The 20,575-nt window shown below is 43.5% G+C and carries 17 protein-coding genes; 4 read left to right on the forward strand and 13 right to left on the reverse strand.

From position 1 onward, the window contains the following. Window positions 1–27 precede the first annotated feature (27 nt). The 6 genes from O9X84_RS14430 to O9X84_RS14455 form a co-directional block, all read right to left on the reverse strand. Window positions 28–492 carry an NfeD family protein gene (locus O9X84_RS14430; protein WP_269520412.1) on the reverse strand — a complete coding sequence of 155 codons (465 nt, stop codon included), beginning with the start codon at window positions 490–492 and terminating at the stop codon, window positions 28–30. 4 nt (window positions 493–496) lie between these two features. Next, window positions 497–1,438: a slipin family protein gene (locus tag O9X84_RS14435; protein WP_269520413.1), complete on the reverse strand. Its 942-nt coding sequence runs from the start codon at window positions 1,436–1,438 to the stop codon at window positions 497–499. 201 nt (window positions 1,439–1,639) lie between these two features. Then, entirely contained in the window at window positions 1,640–2,977 is a 1,338-nt protein-coding gene (locus O9X84_RS14440) for a putative bifunctional diguanylate cyclase/phosphodiesterase (protein WP_269520414.1), read from the reverse strand. Between the two features lie 301 nt (window positions 2,978–3,278). Beyond that, a complete protein-coding gene (locus O9X84_RS14445; protein WP_269520415.1) occupies window positions 3,279–5,756 on the reverse strand; it encodes a glycogen/starch/alpha-glucan phosphorylase in 2,478 nt (825 codons plus the stop codon). Between the two features lie 222 nt (window positions 5,757–5,978). Next, window positions 5,979–7,631: a phosphoglucomutase (alpha-D-glucose-1,6-bisphosphate-dependent) gene (pgm, locus tag O9X84_RS14450; RefSeq protein ID WP_269520416.1), complete on the reverse strand. Its 1,653-nt coding sequence runs from the start codon at window positions 7,629–7,631 to the stop codon at window positions 5,979–5,981. A gap of 28 nt (window positions 7,632–7,659) precedes the next feature. Further along, window positions 7,660–8,487 carry a SeqA protein gene (locus O9X84_RS14455; RefSeq protein ID WP_269520417.1) on the reverse strand — a complete coding sequence of 276 codons (828 nt, stop codon included), beginning with the start codon at window positions 8,485–8,487 and terminating at the stop codon, window positions 7,660–7,662. Between the two features lie 307 nt (window positions 8,488–8,794). Between O9X84_RS14455 and O9X84_RS14460 the strand changes: the two genes are divergently transcribed. Genes O9X84_RS14460 through O9X84_RS14470 form a run of 3 tightly spaced genes read left to right on the forward strand, consistent with a single transcriptional unit; the run spans window position 8,795 to window position 13,038 of the window. After that, complete coding sequence (locus O9X84_RS14460) at window positions 8,795–9,739, forward strand: AAA family ATPase (RefSeq protein WP_269520418.1); 945 nt, start codon at window positions 8,795–8,797, stop codon at window positions 9,737–9,739. 15 nt (window positions 9,740–9,754) lie between these two features. After that, window positions 9,755–10,948 (forward strand): DUF58 domain-containing protein, encoded by a 1,194-nt coding sequence (locus O9X84_RS14465; RefSeq protein WP_269520419.1) that lies wholly within the window; start codon window positions 9,755–9,757, stop codon window positions 10,946–10,948. Then, window positions 10,945–13,038, forward strand: coding sequence for a transglutaminase family protein (locus O9X84_RS14470; RefSeq protein ID WP_269520420.1), 2,094 nt, complete (start codon window positions 10,945–10,947; stop codon window positions 13,036–13,038). Before O9X84_RS14465 ends, O9X84_RS14470 begins: the two co-directional genes overlap by 4 nt. 165 nt (window positions 13,039–13,203) lie before the next feature. On the opposite strand, the gene fusA is transcribed toward O9X84_RS14470, so the two are convergent. The 5 genes from fusA to O9X84_RS14495 all read right to left on the reverse strand — a co-directional run bounded on the left by fusA (window position 13,204) and on the right by O9X84_RS14495 (window position 18,706). Beyond that, window positions 13,204–15,288: an elongation factor G gene (fusA, locus tag O9X84_RS14475; RefSeq protein WP_269520421.1), complete on the reverse strand. Its 2,085-nt coding sequence runs from the start codon at window positions 15,286–15,288 to the stop codon at window positions 13,204–13,206. 182 nt (window positions 15,289–15,470) lie between these two features. Further along, entirely contained in the window at window positions 15,471–16,568 is a 1,098-nt protein-coding gene (rlmM, locus tag O9X84_RS14480) for a 23S rRNA (cytidine(2498)-2'-O)-methyltransferase RlmM (RefSeq protein WP_269520422.1), read from the reverse strand. A 15-nt stretch (window positions 16,569–16,583) separates the two neighbouring features. Next, window positions 16,584–17,000, reverse strand: a complete 417-nt coding sequence (locus tag O9X84_RS14485; RefSeq protein ID WP_269520447.1) for a DUF423 domain-containing protein — start codon at window positions 16,998–17,000, stop codon at window positions 16,584–16,586. A 109-nt stretch (window positions 17,001–17,109) separates the two neighbouring features. Next, the gene (locus O9X84_RS14490; protein ID WP_269520423.1) at window positions 17,110–17,814 is read right to left on the reverse strand and encodes an alpha/beta family hydrolase; all 705 of its coding nucleotides are present in this window, start codon (window positions 17,812–17,814) and stop codon (window positions 17,110–17,112) included. Beyond that, entirely contained in the window at window positions 17,807–18,706 is a 900-nt protein-coding gene (locus O9X84_RS14495) for a transcriptional regulator GcvA (protein WP_269520424.1), read from the reverse strand. The genes O9X84_RS14490 and O9X84_RS14495 overlap by 8 nt, the downstream gene beginning before the upstream one ends. A gap of 217 nt (window positions 18,707–18,923) precedes the next feature. Between O9X84_RS14495 and O9X84_RS14500 the strand changes: the two genes are divergently transcribed. Further along, on the forward strand, window positions 18,924–19,217 hold the full coding sequence (locus tag O9X84_RS14500) for a hypothetical protein (RefSeq protein ID WP_269520425.1): 294 nt from the start codon (window positions 18,924–18,926) through the stop codon (window positions 19,215–19,217). 102 nt (window positions 19,218–19,319) lie between these two features. Here O9X84_RS14500 and kdsA read toward each other — a convergent pair whose 3' ends face one another. Both kdsA and O9X84_RS14510 read right to left on the reverse strand, forming a co-directional pair. Continuing rightward, window positions 19,320–20,174 carry a 3-deoxy-8-phosphooctulonate synthase gene (kdsA, locus tag O9X84_RS14505; RefSeq protein ID WP_269520426.1) on the reverse strand — a complete coding sequence of 285 codons (855 nt, stop codon included), beginning with the start codon at window positions 20,172–20,174 and terminating at the stop codon, window positions 19,320–19,322. A gap of 21 nt (window positions 20,175–20,195) precedes the next feature. After that, entirely contained in the window at window positions 20,196–20,567 is a 372-nt protein-coding gene (locus tag O9X84_RS14510; protein ID WP_269520427.1) for a SirB2 family protein, read from the reverse strand. Window positions 20,568–20,575: the final 8 nt, after the last annotated feature.

Raw genomic sequence — 20,575 nt, forward strand, 5'->3', positions numbered from 1 at the left:
GCAAGTATTTGCTCTATTTTAGGGTGTTTACCCAGTAATATTCGACTTAACGGTAATGCTACCCACTTCCACATCCTCTATAACCACTTTCGTTCCAGCGGGTAGCGATTCGTTACACTTTACCTTCCAAGTCACACCAGAATAGTGCACCGTAGATGCTTGGGTAGGCCCTGTGTCTTGAGTAAGCTCAATAACGTTGCCCACAAGATCGCTTTTTACAGCCCGAGGAGTTTTATCCCGCTGAAGATATTTCATTGGCTTCCATAGCAACACCATCAACACGGTATCTAACACAGATACTGCGATAAATAAGTTTAGTAGGCTGGGCTCAAATACGTCTAAATACACTAGCCCTGAGGTTATCAATAAAGACAATCCCAACGTAAAAAGTAATATAACTGAAAAGCCAAGTAACAACTCACCAATCATTAAGACCAAGCCTAACGCAAGCAGATAACTTTCAATATTTTCGATATTTTCTAAGCTCGCCATAATGCTAATCGACCTTTTGACCAATCTTATTTGCTATGGCCATCGCTTGGGCAACCACGTTACCAATTTCAGTAGCACCATCTGGTAGCAATATAAGTGAGCTTTCTTTAGCAATTTGCTCTTTCGCTTTAATAGCACCTTTGGCTAAGTCTAGCTGCACCGCCTTTTGACCATCTTCGGTAGCCGCCGCTCTACCTACAGTTTCAATGGCCTCAGCATCAGCCCTCGCCACTTGAATAATTGCTTCAGCCTCACCTTGCGCTTTAAGAATTTGTTCTTCTTTTTCAGCCTGAGCGGCCAGTACAATTGACTGCTTTTCACCTTCTGCTCGGTTGATTGCAGCTTGTCTGTCACCTTCCGACTCTAGAATTTGCGCACGCTTTAATCGCTCCGCTTTCATCTGCTGCTCCATGGCATCAAGCACAGAGTTTGGCGGGTTAATGTCTTTAAGCTCGTAACGTAATACCTGAACACCCCAAGGCGCTGCGGCGTCATTTAGTGCCGACACTATGTTAGTGTTCAACAAGTCACGCTCTTCGAAAGTTTTATCCAGCTCCATTTTCCCCAGCTCAGAACGCATGGTGGTTTGAGCTAACTGCTTTACCGCAAAGGTGTAATTTTCAACGCCGTAAGTGGCTTTATAAGGGTCTACTACTCGAAAATACAATACGCCATCAACGCTTAGAGTAATGTTGTCTTTTGTAATTGCAGATTGCTCTGGTACGTCTTCAGCCTGCTCTTTTAAAGAACGGTCAGCGGCTACAGTATCGATGAAGGGAAAGATAAAATTAAGACCGGCTTCCAGGGTAGTATTGTACTTCCCAAACCGAGAAATAATGTATGCCCTATTTTGCGGCACAAATTTAACAGACGTTTTAAGTAATACAACAACCAGTATTAACAAGAACGCTTGGTACGAAAACAAGTAATTTAAAGCAATATCCATATTTTTATCCCTTCAGTGATTCAAATGAACAACACAACGTCAAACCAGCTTTTATATAAGCCATATTATTTTTATCGGAAATAAAGGTTATATCACAGAACGTCGCTGTGTTACTGAATTGCTGAGAAGAGATCTAAAAAAAATAGTTACAAAAAATGTACGCCAATGTGATCTGGCAATATTTTTAGGCACACTTAACAATTAGGCCTTTTTGCGAGTGGGTGAACTACCAATAATGATTTCTTGTTGTGCAAGAGATACAAAGTGTTTAAACGGCACGGCTTTAGAAAACAAGTAACCCTGACCTTCTCCAATGCCAATTTCTCGTAAAATATGCAGCTGCTCTACGGTTTCTACACCTTCTGCCACTACCCTACAGCCCTTAGCCTCGCCAATAATCTTAACCGCTTCAATAATGGCTCTATTAACATCGCCGTTTTCTAACTCCATCACAAACGCCTTATCTATTTTAAGCGCGTCTAAATGCAAGTCTCTTATGTAAGCAAGGTTAGAATAGCCTTTACCAAAATCATCCACAGAAATTGAAATGCCAAGGCTTCGGAGTTCGTCAAGCTGCTTTTTCACCATCAATGAATTAGACAGCGCAATATCTTCTGTCAGTTCAAGTTCAAGGCGTGTCATGGAAATACTATATGACCTACTAAGCATATGTAGTGTAGGAATAAGCTGATTATCGTAAAGCTGTGTAGGCGAGATATTCACCGAGAGTGATAAAGAAAGGCGCTGCGCATCAAACTCAGCGAGCGTTCTAAACGCCTGCTCTAGGGTCCAGTAGCCCAACTCGTTCATCATATTGTAAGACTCAGCGGCTTCAATCAGCGGCCCTGGGAATAGTAGGCCGTCGAGTGGATGATTCCATCGTAGTAAGCACTCTGCTCCCACAACGCTCAAGTTTTCCAAATCAACTTTAGGTTGATAGTAAAGCTCTAGCTCGTTTTGCGCCAGCGCACGCTTCAGATCGGCTTTTAGTGCCAAACTTCTTCCCGTATCGGTTTTATCTTTTAGCGCTAACGAGAAAAAGTTCTCATATTTATTTTCTTTGGCTTGTTTTAACGCAGCCTCGGCTCGAGAGACAAACGCAGTGATATCAAAACTGGGTTTGTGAGTAGTGCTGTTTACCCAGTGAGTTTCGTTACTACACACAACGCCTACATTGAAATCTGCCATAAAGGCAGTGTCTTCATGATACATCGGTACTTTAAAGTGCTCCACTAAGTGCTCAAAAGAGCCGCGTAGCGTTGCTTCGTTACTCACATTGGGAAAGACAATACCAAATACATCACCACTAATCCGACCTATGGATACGTTGCTACCGAACAGCTTTTGAATTCTATTAGCGATTTTTAAGAGGAACTGATCACCTACGTGGATCCCTAAACTAGTGGTGACATCAGAAAATCTTACAACATCAACGAGCATTAGCGAGAGCTCAGAACACTGAGACGCCACTTTTGAAACGCTATCGATAAATGCGAATCTGTTAGGAATAGTGGCAAGTGAAGTGTGAATTGGACTCATGAAGTTTCCTTGCGCTCTATAGCTACGAGGTACTAAAACAACTACTAGGTCTATAGGAACACTCAAAACCTAATGTAGCAACTGCACAGGCGTATTAAAAAGCATACCTGATTATATAAATGCATAGCATTCACATGCTGCAAGCGCTTTTACTACCGTAAAAACCCATCAGCGAGTACTTTACATTGTAACCTACATTATCGATTTTAGTGCAACTGACAGCATGTTAATGTTTCAATTGATGAATAAAAAAGCCCGAAAACGATACCATTTTCGGGCTTTTTTACGAGTTGTGTTGCGATTAGCTCTCGATCTTACACGGTGAAAGTTTCCATACGCGCTCAACATAGTCTTTTATTGAACGGTCTGAAGTAAACTTACCCATTTTGGCTGTATTAGTAATAGCCATTTCAGCCCAGCGTTCCTTATCTCTGTACGCGGCATCAACTTTAATTTGCGCATCAGAATAGGCTCTAAAGTCTGCAAGCACCATGTACGGGTCGCCATGGTCAAGTAAGCTTTGTTTAATTGAAACAAGCGCACCTGGCTTACCTGGCGTGAAGTAATCTGTTTCTAACCAGTCAAGAACCGCTTTAATCTCTGCATCTTTGTAGTAGTAGTCGTGTGGATTATAGCCCGCCGCTTTACGCTCGTTAACTTCTTCTACTGTAAGGCCAAAGATAAAGATGTTGTCATCGCCTACTTCTTCAGCAATTTCAACGTTCGCGCCATCCAGTGTACCAATGGTCACCGCGCCGTTTAGCGCTAGCTTCATGTTACCTGTGCCTGAAGCTTCTTTACCAGCAGTACTTATTTGCTCTGACACATCTGCCGCAGGGATCATCTTCTCTGCTAGCGACACTCGGTAGTTTGGTAAAAACGCAATCTTAAGCTTTTCGTTGACGCGAGGGTCGTTGTTGATTTTATCTGCAACCTTGTTAATGGCAAAGATAATATCTTTCGCAAGCTTATAACCCGGCGCAGCTTTAGCACCAAAGATAAACACACGAGGGTGCATATCATAATCAGGGTTTTCAAGAATTCTGCGATACAGCGCCATAATATAAATCAGTGCAAGGTGCTGACGCTTATATTCGTGAAGACGCTTTATTTGTACGTCAAAAATAGCGTTTACATCTACTTCGATATCAAGTGATTTGCGGATTTCTTCAGCTAGCAACTCTTTGTTTTCCAATTTCACTTTCATGAATTGTTTTTGGAAAGTTTTGTTTTTTGCAAACTTTGTTAGGCCCTGTAGTTTATCGAGATCTTTTGGCCAATCTTCACCAATTTTTTTATCGATAAGCTTAGAAAGCCCAGGGTTACACGCTTTAAGCCAGCGGCGCGGCGTAATGCCGTTGGTCACGTTAGTTAGCTTACCAGGGTATAACTCATCAAATTCTGGAAACAATGAGGTTTTAACCAGGCGTGAATGCATTTCTGCTACACCATTTACCGCGAATGAGCCGATAACTGATAAGTTACCCATACGCACCATTTTCTCGCTGCCCTCTTCAATGATAGAAAGCTTTGCTTTCATGGCATTGTCGCCAGGCCACTGCTTATCAACTTCAGCCATAAAGCGATGATTGATTTCATAAATGATTTCTAAGTGACGAGGAAGGATTTTTTCAATCATTCTTGCAGGCCACTTTTCTAGCGCTTCAGGTAACAATGTGTGGTTGGTGTAAGCAAATACTTTTGTACAAATAGCCCATGCGTCATCCCAGTTAAGCTCTGCGCGGTCTACAAGAATACGCATCAATTCAGGAATAGAGATAGCTGGGTGCGTATCGTTTAGCTGAATAACCACCTGGTCTGCAAAACGGCTCCAATCGTCACCGTGAGCACGCTTATAACGACGAATAATGTCTTTTAACGAGCACGACGAGAAGAAGTACTGCTGGATAAGTCGAAGCTCTTTACCCGCCTCAGTTTCATCGTTCGGGTACAATACTTTAGATATGGTTTCTGCTTGCACGTTTTCACGTTGAGCGTCGACATAACCACCAGCGTTAAATACGTCCCAGTTAAAATAACCAGATGCTTCCGACTGCCACAAGCGCAATACGTTTACTGTTTTACCTTCGTATCCAACAACAGGAATATCCCAAGGCACACCTTTAACAATTGAGCCAGGATGCCACTCTTTTACAACACGTCCATTTTCACCGTATTTGGTTTCTACATAACCGTAAAGTGATATTTCTTGGGTAGATTCTGGGCGACAAATCTCCCATGGATTGCCGTAATCGCGCCAGCTGTCTGGACGCTCAATTTGTGCACCACTTTTTATTTCTTGACGGAAAAGACCGTGCTCGTAATGAATACCGTAACCTATTGCCGGCATTTCTAGAGTCGCCAATGAATCAATGAAACAGGCAGCTAGACGACCTAAACCGCCATTGCCTAATGCCATATCCGGTTCTTCTTCAAGCACATCTGAAATATCGACGCCAAGCTCTTTCAATGCATCACTGGCAACTTCAAATAAACCAAAATTTTGCAGGTTATTTGATAGTAGACGACCCATAAGGAACTCTGCCGAAAAATAATGTACAGCACGAGTATCGTTTAAATAGTGGGTCTTTTGCGTCTTGCGCAGCCCTTCTAGTACTTGTTGCTGCATAGCTGCACAAGTCGCTTTCCACCATGCGTGGCTATTTGCTTTGTTTTCGTCGGTACCCAACGAACAATGAAGATGGTTGATAACAGCAGCTTTGAATTCTGCCTTATCAATCTTTGGAGAGGTTGGCGTTTTTGCCGCTTTTGCGTTCATGTAGCGTCTCACTCTAAGGTTAAACAGTGCGGATGCACCCTCTAAAACGTAATTTTATTACAACATACGTCAACAATATGAGATTAATATAACAACACTTAAACGATTATGTTGTTATTGTTTTGTTAAAAAAACAAAAAAGCGCATGAATTCGTATGCATTCATGCGCTTTTTAACATTTAAATTACAAACAGAGTGAAAAACTGTTTGTTTTTTAACCTTTTACCCGATAATTTTACCTACTAATGCTTCAGCTTCCTCTATCAAATTTTGTAAGTGAGTTTCACCCTTGAAGCTTTCAGCATATATTTTATAAATTTGCTCTGTACCAGAAGGGCGTGCTGCAAACCACCCATTTTCAGTAGATACCTTTACGCCACCTATCGCTGCATTGTTGCCAGGTGCATGGGTTTGAATAGCTGTGATCGGCTCACCAGCTAATGTGTCGCTCGACACTACAGAAGCATCCATCGCTGATAACTTCTGTTTTTGCTCTAATGTTGCCGCTACATCAACGCGATTATATACGGGTGCTGCGAACTGTTCTGTTAATGCAATATAGTGTTCGCCAGGATCTTTGCCCGTTACTGCTAAAATTTCAGCGGCAAGTAAACATAATATAAAGCCATCTTTATCAGTCGCCCATGTATCGCCATTTCTTTCAAGAAAAATACCACCGGCGCTCTCTTCTCCCGCAAACCCTATTTCGCTATTTGCCAGTCCGTCTACAAACCATTTAAAACCAACGGGCATTTCAGCCAACGGCTTTTCAAGGCTCTTTGCTACGCGATCTATCATGCTGCTTGAAACAAGGGTTTTGCCAATTTTCAGTGTCTCTGGCCACTCGGTGCGATAGGTGTATAGATAATTGATGGCTACCGCTAGGTAGTGATTAGGATTCATCAAGCCAACGCTTTTGCAAACAATGCCGTGCCTGTCAAAATCTGGGTCGTTGCCCCAAGCTAGGTCAAAATTATCTTTAAGCTCTATAAGGCCAGCCATTGCATAGGCCGAAGAGCAATCCATACGCAACTTGCCGTCTTTGTCTCGGCGCATAAACCCAAATTGAGGGTCCACGCTGTCATTGACTACTTTGATGGTAATGCCGTATTTTTCACTGATACGTGACCAATAGCCTACCCCAGCGCCACCAAGGGGATCGGTACCCAGTGTTAAATTAGCTTTGGCAATCGCTTCCATATCGATAACCTTGGCTAAGTCGTCGATGTAGGGTTCCATAAAATCTTCTTCACGCACCAGTTTACGCTCGCGTGCTTGAAGAATATCAATTCTTTTAACGGCTTTATTACCGTCGGCAATAAAGGTATTCGCTTTGTCTTGAATTTGCTTTGTTACATCACTATCTGCGGGCCCGCCGTGCGGAGGATTATATTTAAACCCACCGTCTGCTGGAGGGTTGTGAGACGGAGTAATAACAATACCGTCTGCTTTTTGCTCCGCATTCTCTCTGTTGTAGCGAATAATGGTTCGCGAAATAACCGGCGTAGGTGTATAGCCTAAGCTTTCGTTGTCGCTACGCTGAACAACCACATCGACGCCGTTAGCACAAAGCACTTCTATTGCGGTAACCATGGCGGGTTCGGATAGCGCATGGGTATCTTTACCTATATATAGAGGTCCAGTTATTCCTTCACTTTCCCTGTATTCCACTAGCGCTTGGCATATCGCACTTATATGAGTGTCTGTAAACGTGCAGTTAGACGCTGTACCTCTATGACCCGACGTGCCAAACGACACAGCGTGTGCCTCGTCACGAATATCGGGTTTGTAGCTGTAGTATTGACTAACAAGTTGAGCAACGTTTATTAGCTGCTCTTTTGCCGCGGGTTGTCCAGCTTGTGGATGTAGTGCCATGAATTAGTCCTTTATGAAATAGAGTCGATTATTTGCCTTCAGAAGAGAATCGCGCAACAACGCTAGCGATAATTTCTGGTGTATAGCCCAACTGACGCAAAACCTGTTCCAACATACTGACTTTCTTTGCAGTATTATTGTTAGTTACCACCCAATACGCGCTATCCGGTATCGCTTTAGGGTTTGTGCTACTTCCATTTTCTAGCAGCGCTTCTTTACTCGTTGCAAAGTACGTTCGGTTTTTGCCTTTAATTGATTCTACACGCTCGAAGCTGTCTGCATTAAGTTTGTGCGCTGCACTTAAAACGAACAAAAACTGATCCACACGTTTTGTAAATGTAGATAATGCATTGTTTGATACTAGCTCTAAAATATCGTTTTTATCATGAGATAACACTTCGCTATTTGTGCTAGCAGTACTTTGCGGTTCACTCGCTGCATCGGGTTGCTTTGCTACCGCTGTTTTTGCATTCGCTGCATTTTGCGCTGATGCTTTTGAAACCGAAGCCTTTATCGCCGCAGGCTTTGATTTAGCTGAACTGCGGCCTGTTGCTACACTAGACGATGGAGTAACTGAAGATACTTTTTTTTCTAAACTTTTGGCATTAACCTGCTGCGCGTCATCACTGCTAGACTTAGCGCTTGGGACCTTACCATTATTATTGTCAGAAGATTTATCACCCTCAGATACAACGGTTAACTCTAAAGCGTCTGAAGCGGCCGTAGCACCATGAAGTACCTCGCCGTCTTCAGGCAACAGTAACCGTCTTAAAATTTGAGATGCACTTTCACCAATATGCTTTGTTTGACTGGCGATAAAGGCATATAAATCATCATCTATTTCAATGCTTTTCATAACTACTTCCTTTTTTAGATGCACCATTATAGACAACCCAGATTGACTACGCAGCACAAAATGACACTTGTTTCGTTCTTATTAATAAGTGATTAGGTAATTTAGGAATATACCTGCGTATTAAAACACAACAGAACGAACATAGATGTGGTTGCTACTCTATTTACTATTATAATTGCTACCATAATGAGTCAATTTAACCAGTGCGCTTAAATAACGAAAACAACGTACTTAAAGTATAAAAGGCTTACGGTATGACAAACGCGAGCGTTTTTCTCAATAATAAACAATTTACAGTGGCGAAGTTATGCGTTCAGATATTGAAAAAAGTTTACATGCTTTAGGGAATAAAATTCTTGGCAAAGAGCACCAGCTTAAACTGGCATTAACTTGCTTACTTGCTAACGGGCATCTGCTTATAGAAGATTTGCCAGGTATGGGAAAAACGACACTCTCACACGCCCTTTCACAGGTGTTTGGCTTACAGTACTCACGCATCCAATTTACCTCAGACCTTCTCCCCTCGGATATGCTAGGCGTCAATATTTTCCACAGCTCAGAAACCGACACAAACAAACAGTTCTCTTTCCGCCATGGTCCCATTTTTAGTCAGGTTGTTCTCGCTGATGAGCTCAATAGGGCGAGTCCAAAAACTCAAAGCGCACTGCTTGAGGCAATGGAGGAGCGCCAAGTCAGCATTGATGGTACAACGCACTCTCTGCCCTCGCCTTTTTTTGTCATTGCCACGCAGAACCCTAGCTCACAATCGGGAACTTATCCCCTTCCAGAGTCCCAACTCGATAGATTTTTTATGCGGATCTCTCTTGGCTATCCTCAGTGGGATGCAGAAAAGGCAATGCTGAAACAGACAAATTCAACAGCCCCCCTTGAACAAATCATTGACGAAGCAAGCCTAAAGGCTATGCAGCAAGAGGTAAGTAACATACACGCCAGCGATGCACTTATTCACTATATTCTTATGTTAGTCAATGAGAGTCGCAACAACGGGGACTACCCTAACCCGCTTTCACCGCGCGCTAGCCGTGCATTATTACAAGGCGCTAAGGCGTGGGCATTTATCTCTAACAAAGCCTTTGCTACACCAGAAGATGTGCAGGCTGTATTTACCGCCATAACCGCTCACCGCCTTTCAGCAACACCACATAGCGAAAGCGCGACCTATAAAGGACACTCTCCATCAGATGAATTGAGTAGACGACTTCTTGAAAGTGTTGATCCACTTGCTGCCTAATAGAGCATGACTACTGTGATATCTTTGTTTGGTCGCGCGCTAATAGAGCGTTTGTCAAATCGATGGCTTTCTTTAGTCCATAGATGGTTGGATAAACGAATTCCGCCCGCCTCTCAGCACAGTTTAACAATGAACACTATTTTTGTTTTGCCCACCGGCTTTGGTTGGGCGTTTATCATCATGTCTCTGTGTTTGTTTCTACTCGGTACCAACTACCAAAACAATTTAATGGTTCTGCTTAGCTATATATTGCTCAGTGTTATGCTGCTTACTCTATTTTACACTCACCAAAACTTTGCCCGGTTAATGGTAAAGTCAAAGCCGCTGGCTCCCTTTCACTGCCATCAAACTGGCTTCTTTCATTTAGCCGTTGTCCCGCAAGATGAATCAGATTATAGCGATAGTCTCAGTCAGGTTATCCGGAGCTCAAATACTCAGAGCGACTTCCCAAGTAGTAAGCGATGCAAAGGCAATATTGTCGCCAGCTGGTTTGGACACAAAGCGCAATTTCCGTTTATTTTGGACGCAGCAGAGAGCAACGGGGCCGAAAACACAACTCAAATTCTTACTATTCCTATCCCTCAAACAAGGCGAGGCCTGTTTTCATTACCACGGCTCACTTTAGCCTGTGACTATCCACTTGGTCTTTATAAATGTTGGACTCATCTCGATTTTAGCGCCGAAACTGTAGTGTATGCCAAGCCACTAAAAGGTGACGTTAACACCGTGTCTGCTTTAAACGATGAATCGGAACAAAGTACCCATAGTACAAGCATGACGAATCAAAACGGTTCAGATTTTCATAGCTTAAGCGACTATAAAGCAGGAGAACCGCTAAATAGGGTGGTATGGAAGCAGGTAGCAAAGAGTGGAGACTGGGTAGTAAAAGCATTTGAAGAACCGGAGCAGCGCAACCACGTACTTTCTGTTGATACAAATGTAGAAACAGAAACCGCGATTAGCCTGCTGACGTTTCACGTAATAGAGCAAAGTAAGCAAGGAAACCTATTTGGCATACAGTACCAGTCTATCGATATTAAACCCTCTAGCGGTGAGACTCACACGCATCAATGCTTAAAAGCCTTGGCGTGTTTGCACAATGGTGGCTCACCGTTTGAAAAAAAAGCGAATACCTTTAACGCTGTCCATTCTAGGAAGGTTAATAAAACCAAGAAGCGTAGTAAAGTTAACAAGAGTGCATCGTCATGAAGGCCTTTTTAACACGACAAAACGCAGTAGTTAACTCGTTAGATATGGCAATTACCCCCTCCACTTCCCATAAATCCACGTCGTATCTGATGCTCGCCGTAGCCTATGGCGTATTATTGTTGACGTTAACTGACGAATTAATGGTGTGGGTAATCGTGCTTGGTATGTGTGCCCTTGTTGTGCGAGTACTGGTTTATTTAAAAAGCAGCCAACTGCCACACCCTCGCACCATAAACCTTTTAGCGGTGCTATCACTTTTTGCCCTAACTTGGTTTGGCTTTTCAATAGGGCTTCTCAATAGCATGATAAATTTACTTGCTGTGGCCTTTGCTCTCAAACTGATCTTGCTTAACAGCAAGCGAGATTTTCATCTTCTGTTTTGTACCAGCCTCTTTCTTATTGGGTGTGGATTTATCTCTGCATTAAGTATGATTGCGTGGTTAGGCTATATTGGTGTACTACTTTTTTTACTGCTTGCATTGGCTTACTACCATGGTCCTGTTACGCCACTGAGAAGTAGTGCGAAATTCGTTGCAACGTTGGTGTTACAAGCTATCCCCATCGCGGCATTACTTTTTTTGGTCATGCCTCAGTTACCCCCGCTATGGCAAATGCCTACGTCAAAATCCCAACAAACCGGTCTCTCTGATACCGTTACGCCAGGCGACATCGCATCGTTAGCCAAATCTTCCGACCTTGCCTTTACTGCAACATTTCCTTCGAATGATGATATCCCTTTACCTCAACAGCGCTATTGGCGAGCGTTAGTTATGGAAGACTTTGATGGCAAAACATGGTCGATTAGCGACAGGCGTAAACAAGCTGAACGTCAACTGTCCTTACTGCAAAAAACACCTCCATTAACACAGCTTTTATCAGCCGATATAAACGATGTCACTGATTATGAAATGATTGTAGAGCCCACCAAACAAAACTGGTTATTTGCCCTAGAACTGTCTGTGCCGAACAACGAAAAAAATAATATTCTCGCGAACGCTCAGTTTGACTACACGCTGCGCGCATCCACACCGCTGATGAGTAAAAAGTCGTTTTACTTTACTTACGTACCCAATGCGTCTATTGACAATGCGGCGGGGGATTTTGAGCGCCAGTTAAATAGCTTAATACCCACTACAACCAACGATGAAACCCGACAATGGGCTCTAGCACTAAAAAGGCAACATGCTACCCCTGAATTGCTAGCTAATGCCATTATGAATTATTTTAGACAACAGGGCTTTTCGTACACGCTTGAACCTAACGCCATGCCTGTGGATCCTATCGATACATTCTTGTTCGAAGAAAAAGCAGGATTTTGTGCCCATTACGCCAGTGCTATGACCTTTGCCCTTCGCGCAGCAGGTGTTCCTGCGCGCATGGTTACCGGCTACCAAGGCGGTGAGCAACTCGATGACAACGTACTACAAGTTAGGCAATACGATGCCCATGCGTGGGTTGAAGCACTGATTAATGGTCAGTGGCAACGCTATGATCCAACAAGCATGGTAGCGCCGTCTCGCTTGAACTTTGGATTAGAGCAAGCTTTAGCAGAGTTTGGTGAAAAAAGAACAAGCGGTCTATTGGGCGACATCAGTGAAGGTGCGTTGTTTATGACGCTTCAAAATTGGATGAGGCAAATGGATTACCAGTGGAGCAAATGGATTTTAGGCTTTGATGCGAATAAGCAAAAAGACTTGCTAGAAGATCTATTGGGTCAAATTACGACGAAAAAAATCACCGCCGTCTTTCTTGCTAGTTTAAGCGTGGTCGGCGTCATTCTGTTGGTGTACTTTTTTCCAATAAAACGACAGCCTAACAGACCTAAATACCAACGAATTTATAGAAACGCACTCGGTTTAGTTGAAAAACATACTGGCGTTAAGCGACATCACTTATCACCTCATCAATACCTTAAACACGTAGATAACTATTTAGAAGGAAGCACAAAAGCTTCGCTTCACGCCATGACGGTACTGTTTAACGAGAGCGTGTATGGCGGCGATGACAACCTCGATAAGCCCCTTGTAACGTCCAAGATGAAACAGCACTTTAATAGCGTGAAGCAATCACTTCGCAAGCAAAATGCGTAAACTGAGCTCAATACCACTTCGCGAACCAAAAACGCTCCCGCGACGCTCAGCATTCGTAAATCGAAGATGGACACGCACTAAACTTAAGATACAAAAAAACCAGTCATAAAGACTGGCTTTTAATGTTATTGAAGCCACCGTTAACCGGTGGCTGTAAAGCGCTAATTACTTAGCAGCTTTACGAGCTTTCGCTTCTTCAATAACTTTGTCAGATACGTTACCTGGACATGGAGCGTAGTGGCTGAATTCCATAGAGAACTGACCACGACCTGAAGTCATTGTACGTAGTGAACCGATGTAACCAAACATTTCTGATAACGGTACGTCTGCTTTAATGCGAACGCCAGTTAAACCAGCTTCTTGGTCACTTAGCATACCACGACGACGGTTAAGGTCACCGATTACGTCACCAACGTGATCTTCCGGAGTAAATACGTCAACTTTCATGATTGGCTCAAGAAGTTGTGCACCTGCCTTTGGAATAGACTGACGGAATGCGCCTTTCGCTGCAATTTCAAATGCGATAGCAGATGAATCAACCGCGTGGAATCCACCGTCGTAAAGTTCAACTTCAACGTCTAGTACTGGGAAGCCGGCAAGAACACCTTCACCCATCATTGACTTGAAGCCTTTCTCTACTGCAGGCCAGAATTCTTTAGGTACGTTACCACCAACAACTGTTGAGTTGAACGTAAAGCCAGAACCTTGCTCACCAGGCTTAATGCGGTAGTCGATTTTACCAAACTGACCAGAACCACCAGACTGCTTCTTGTGCGTGTAGCTATCTTCAACGGCTTGCGTGATAGTTTCACGGTAAGCAACCTGTGGCTGACCAACGATAAGGTCAACGCCGTAAGTACGCTTAAGAATGTCTACTTTGATGTCTAAGTGAAGCTCACCCATACCTTTAAGGATGGTTTCGCCTGAATCTTCATCAGTTTCAACTTGGAAAGACGGATCTTCTGCAATCATCTTACCGATAGCAATACCCATCTTCTCGTTTCCGCCTTTATCTTTAGGCTGAACAGCAATCGAGATTACTGGAGTTGGGAAAACCATTGGTTCAAGAGTTACTGGATCTTTAGGGTCGCACAACGTGTGACCAGTTTGAACGTTCTTCATACCAACGATAGCGATGATGTCACCCGCTTGTGCGCTAGATAGTTCAATACGTTCGTCAGCTTGCATTTCAACCATGCGGCCAACACGTTCAGTTTTACCTGTAAACGAGTTAAGGATGGTGTCACCCTTGTTCAGTTTACCAGAGTAAATACGTACGAATGTTAGTGCACCGAAACGGTCATCCATAATTTTGAATGCTAACGCTTTAAATGTTTCTTCTGGAGAAACAATCGCGTGCTTACCGTTTTCATTACCTTCTTCGTCCATTAGAGGCTGAGGGTCAACTTCTGTTGGAGATGGTAGGTAGTCAACAACAGCGTCAAGTACTAATTGAACACCTTTGTTTTTGAATGCTGAACCACAGTATGTTGGGAAGAAAGCAAGGTCACGAGTACCTTTACGGATACAACGCTTGATATCTTCTACAGAAGGAGTTTCACCTTCCATGTACGCTTCCATTAGATCATCGTCTTGCTCTACAGCAGTTTCGATAAGTTGCTCATGGTACTCTTCAAGGAGGTCTACCATGTCTTCTGGAACGTCTTTAATTTCGTAGTTTTCTGGAAGACCAGTGTCATCCCAAACGTATGCTTTCTTCTCAAGAACGTCTACAACACCAACGAAGTCATCTTCGATACCGATAGGTAACGTCATAACTAGTGGCACCGCACCAAGTACTTTACGTACTTGCTCTTTAACGCGGAAGAAATCAGCGCCCATACGGTCTAGTTTGTTAACGAAAATGATACGTGCAACTTCTGATTCGTTAGCATAACGCCAGTTAGTTTCTGATTGTGGTTCAACACCACCAGAACCACAGAATACACCGATACCGCCGTCGAGTACTTTAAGTGAACGGTAAACTTCAACTGTGAAGTCAACGTGTCCAGGAGTATCGATAACGTTGAAACGGTGATCCTTCCAGAAACAGCTTACTGCTGCAGACTGGATAGTAATACCACGCTCGGCTTCTTGTTCCATGAAGTCGGTAGTAGATTCACCATCGTGAACCTCACCGGTTTTATGGATCTTACCAGTTAGCTTCAAAATACGTTCTGTTGTGGTAGTTTTACCCGCGTCTACGTGGGCGAAAATACCAATGTTTCTGTAATGAGATAATTCTGACATTAGTTCACTTTCAATTGGTTCAGAGTAAAAAATCGGCTGGATTATAAGGATTTCTGTACCAAATTTATACCTTTTTTAGTACAAACCGATAAATCGGCTGCACGAAATCAAGCCACCATTAATTCTTTTGCTTTAAAATCAGCAACTTAAAAACCACTGACTTTTATTTAAAAATAACAAAATCACACCTCGTCTTTTGAAGTGCGCACTATTGTTACTGTAACCTCATCTCTATCGTGGTAGAGATGCCTCACCTTGACCGAGAACACATCTTCCAATGCATTCAATCGCGTCTTAATCAACGCTACAGCCTCTTCGACTGTCTCAAAGCGGCGTTTCATCGGAAGCTTTAAGTTAAAAATTGCGTGTGTTGCCCAGTGCTTAACTAGCCAATCACCCATTAACTTTGCTACCCGATCGGGTTGCTCTATCATATCACACACTAGTAAATCGACGCGACCAAATTGTGGTTTATATGCAAAGCCATCAACCGCATGATGCTCAACAAGCCCAGTTTGCATTAATGTGTCAGCCACTAAACCGTTATCAATAGCCTCGACATACATGCCCCGCTTAACAAGCTGATAAGTCCAGCCGCCTGGGCAAGCGCCAAGATCAACCGCTCTACCGCCACTGCGCAACACTTTTTGTTGCTGCTCAACACTCAACATGTTCACTAACGCGTCTTCTAGTTTCAGAGTAGAGCGACTAGGCGCATCGCTTGGAAACTTCAGGCGGCATATACCCAAATGGTCTTTGCTAGCATGAGTTGGCAAAGAATACCCTATATAACAGGTTTCAAAAGACTCAAAGAATAGATGTAGCTTCGCTTTACCTGTGTTTTCTTTAGCGGTAAGCCAACCCGCCTTACGCAAGCTCTGACGCAGCGGCACAGTAAATTTTTTACAAAATTTTGCCAGCGTTTTACCCTCTTCTGTATCTGGGTATTCAACATCGATGGCACCAAAATGAGAGAATGGCTTTTCGATGTCTTTCAGGCATGCTAATACCTGACCTACTCGGTCTTCTTTCTCTATATCTTCAAGTGAAGCAAACACCGCTACCAGCTGACGGGGAAATACCGTTTCTTTTACCGCGAATTGGCTAGCTGCTTGACCTAACTGCCCTTCATCATAAAGATGATACAGCACAAAGCCGCTGTTCTTTTGCGATACAGGATAACCGTAAAGGCCAACCTCACCATAACGAGTAGTCATCTCGTTAGCGGTATCATTTTCATATCCGGGCCGACAGTACGCCAGTACGCTTTTATTGCTCATTGATAAATACCTAACTTACTTTTTAACTTTTTTGGGCGTGTTTGATGGTGCTACCGTATGCGAGGCAGTTGATGCACCTTTGACAAGAGCAACAACAAATAAAGTCCAGCCAGCGATAAAAAACACGCCGCCTAGGGGGGTAATTGGTCCAAACCATCTAACACCAGTAGTTGCTAATACATAAAGGCTACCACTAAACAAAACACAACCGGTGATAAAACATAGGGCAATGCGGTTTGCCCATTTAGCAGATAACAATGATGCAAGGCCGGGTAAGCACAACAGCGCTAAGCCGTGATACATTTGATAGCGTACGCCAGTTTCAAAGGTGGCTAGCTCGCTGGGCGATAATATCGTTTTAAGGCCATGTGCCGCAAAGGCGCCCAATACTACTGCCAGCCCAGCCATTATCGCACCGGTAATGATGTACATCTTAGCTAAGGATGCAGCTGCTGTTGGTAAAGATGATAAGCCAGTTGGTGAAACAAATGCTGAGGTAGAGACTACGTTTGGTTCATGGTGCTTTTTTTTTCGCTCTAGTTTAGCCATTCACAGGTCCCTCATGTGCTTCCAGTGTTTTGGCAATAAAATCACACGCCATATCAACCGCTGTCTTTAAATGAGCTTCTTGGGTAAACCCACTGGCTTTTCGAGGTTTAAAACTATGATCGCCGTCAACTAAAAAAGCGAGTTCGATAGTTGGACACAGGCCGTACGCTGTCACTTCGTCTTTTGTGCCAAAAGTATCTCTTTCACCCTGCACTATAAGCAGTGGTTTTGTCACAGTCTTTAAATGATCAGTCCGGGTTTTCTCCGGTTTCCCCGGCGGATGAAAAGGATAACCAAAGGCAACGGCCCCTTTTATTGATGGCATGTCTTCAATGCTCATTGTTGCCATGCGACCTCCCATAGACTTGCCTCCTATGAAAATAGGGAGCGGAGCGTGCTTATTCTCAGTATCGATGTGTTTTAGCGTGCTAGTTTCAACACAGCTGGTGTCAATATGCGCCACTACGTCATGAAAGTGCTGAAGCAATTTATCCGCTTTATCTGGAGGCCGGCGCTTTCCTGTTTCTTTGATGGTCTGCATGTAGGGAAAATTAAACAAAACCACATCAATATGTCGCTCAACGAAAAGCGCAGACATTGTCTGCATAAACTCGTGTTCTTTTCCTGCCCCTGCACCGTGGGCTAATATCAGTTGCGCTTTGGCAGAGTCAGCGCGTTTTATTTCAATATCAAACATTGTCCATTTCTTCTTCAACTAAGGCGAGGATCCACTCTCTGAAGGCCGCAATTTTACCTAGCTCAGCCTGAGACTCTTCACACACGAGATAAAATGCATCTTTACTCTCAACGCGCTCTTCAAAAGGCATCACTAATCGACCTGCTTCAATTTCTGGGCGTGCCAGAATGGTGTTACCAAGTGCAATCCCCTGCCCTAGCGCAGCCGCTTGTAGCACCAGCATTGAGTGACTAAAAACCGGCCCGTGATTGACATTCACCCCCAACACATCAACGTGCTTCAACCAGTTTTTCCAGGCAGCTCGGCTCATATCGTGAAGCAACACGTGATGACGTAAGTCGGATAGCGTTGAAAGCGGCTTTGGCCCTTGAAATAACATGGGTGAGCAAAGTGGCGTTAAAAACTCTCGATGTAGCTGGTCGGCTTGCAATCCTGTCCAACGCCCCTTTCCGTAATAAATTGCTACGTCAACGTCGTCAGCCAAAAATCCCTCGTCAAAATCTACCGCTTTTATGCGAACGTCAATATCTGGGTGCGCAATACTAAATTTATTAATACGAGGCACTAACCATTGGCTGGCAAAACTAGGGGGCATAGCCACCGTAATAGCACCTTTGCTGCCTTTGGCAAGCAAACGTTCAGTAGCATCTTGTAAATGCTTAAAAATATCTTTCAACTCAAGAAAATAGGCCTGCCCCTCTTCGGTAAGAAGCAATGTTCTATTGCGCCTGAGAAATAGCTTCATCGATAAGTATTCTTCAAGGGCCTTTATTTGATGGCTCACCGCTGCTTGCGTAACAAATAGTTCATCCGCAGCGTTGGTAAAACTCAGGTGACGAGCTGCAGCCTCGAAGGCTTTTAGCGCATTTAATGGTGGGAGACGTCGATGCATATCGTGTTCATGGTCCAATGTTACCTGAAAATGACAATAGCATTAGATAAACTAATGGCAAGCCATACTTTTAATCGTTTTCACTCTTTACTAAAACTGACTACAATTTACCCGAAATTTGAAAAGAACTTTTAATTTCAGTCTTTTATGATGTTTATTTGTTAACCGCGTTAACAAATAAACACATTTTATTAAATTATTTTTATTAGGTGTGAAAATGAAAAAACTACTTCTTGCAAGTGTATCAGTTATGGCGTTTGTAAGCGCTGCTGCAAATGCTAACGTACAACCAGAAAAGATCAATCTTTCCTCGCTTATCAATACTGCTATGACCAATGTGAAAATGGCAGATGTATTGCCAGCGAATGACGCGCACATTGTTGTTAAAAGACAATCTAAGGCAATACTAACGGAAGAAACGCAAATTTCGCTGCACAACAGCTTGTTAGCACTTTCTAAAGTTGAAGACGCTAAAGGTAAAGAGATAACCGACGTCGCTGACGGCGAATAATACCTCTTCACACCTGATCCGGATGCCGGTGTAACTCACCGGCATACGCTATCAGTATCGCCTCAACTGCTTGTCAGATTAACTTCGCTAACAAGTTACCCATTACGAATTACTTGTATCTAAGGCTTCAAAGCCCTTCACTAGTTCGTCTAGTGCCTGCATTTGCTGCAAGTACGGCTCCAATTTAGACAGCGGCAACGCACATGGGCCATCGCATTTTGCTTCATCAGGGTTAGGATGCGCTTCAATAAATAAGCCGCCCAAACCTAATGCCATTCCACTTCTTGCCAACTGCGCTGCCTGCGCTCGACGGCCATCTGCAGAGGTAGCACGCCCCCCTGGCATTTGAAGTGCATGAGTCGCATCAAATATGACCGGCGCGTAAGCTTTCATTGCATCCATACCCAGCATATCAACCACTAAATTGTTATAGCCAAAACTGCTGCCTCGTTCGCACAGAATAACCTTATCGTTACCCGCTTCACTGAGCTTACCGATAATATGGCGCATTTCATGAGGTGCCAAAAACTGAGGCTTTTTAACGTTAATTACGTTACCCGTTTTCGCCATCGCCACAACCAAGTCGGTTTGTCGTGCTAGAAAAGCGGGAAGCTGAATAACATCTACCACTTCCGCCACTGGCGCTGCTTGATGAGGTTCATGTACATCAGTGATAAGCGGCACATTGAAGGTCGATTTTATCTCTTCAAAAATACGCAAGCCCTCTTCCATTCCAGGGCCTCGATATGAAGTCACTGAAGAGCGGTTGGCTTTATCAAAAGACGCTTTGAATACATACGGAATATTGAGTTTTTGCGTTACTTCAACATAATGCTCCGCTATTCGCATTGCCAAGTCTCTCGACTCTAATACATTCATTCCGCCAAAAAGCACGAAGGGAAGATGATTGGCAACGTCAACGTCACCAACACGGATTACTTGTTTTGATTCAGACATGTTTACTTCCGATAACGAATTCTAGAAAAGTGGTTGCTTGGTTACCGCAACCATTGCCGTAGCCATAAGCACGGCTAGTGCCGCAATAAAAAAGCCCCAGCGACCCGCTGCAGTCTTCGCTTTTTTAAGCGCAAACAAACCAAACACGATGTATAGCACAACGCCAAATAGTTTGAAGGTAAGCCATGCATTAGCAAAGGGGTATTGAGATAAAATAACGCATAGCCACAGTGCACTACCGAGCAATATAGTATCGATGATATGAGGTAAGATTTTTATCCATTTTTTCGCCAACACGGTGGCGTCAAATTGTGCCCACACAAATCGAAAAATAAAGAAGAGAATGCTTAACGCTACTGCGGTCAAGTGAAGGTGTTTCGCCATCATGTACATATTGAATA

This window comes from Alteromonas sp. BMJM2, from assembly GCF_027257845.1.
Taxonomy (GTDB): domain Bacteria; phylum Pseudomonadota; class Gammaproteobacteria; order Enterobacterales; family Alteromonadaceae; genus Alteromonas.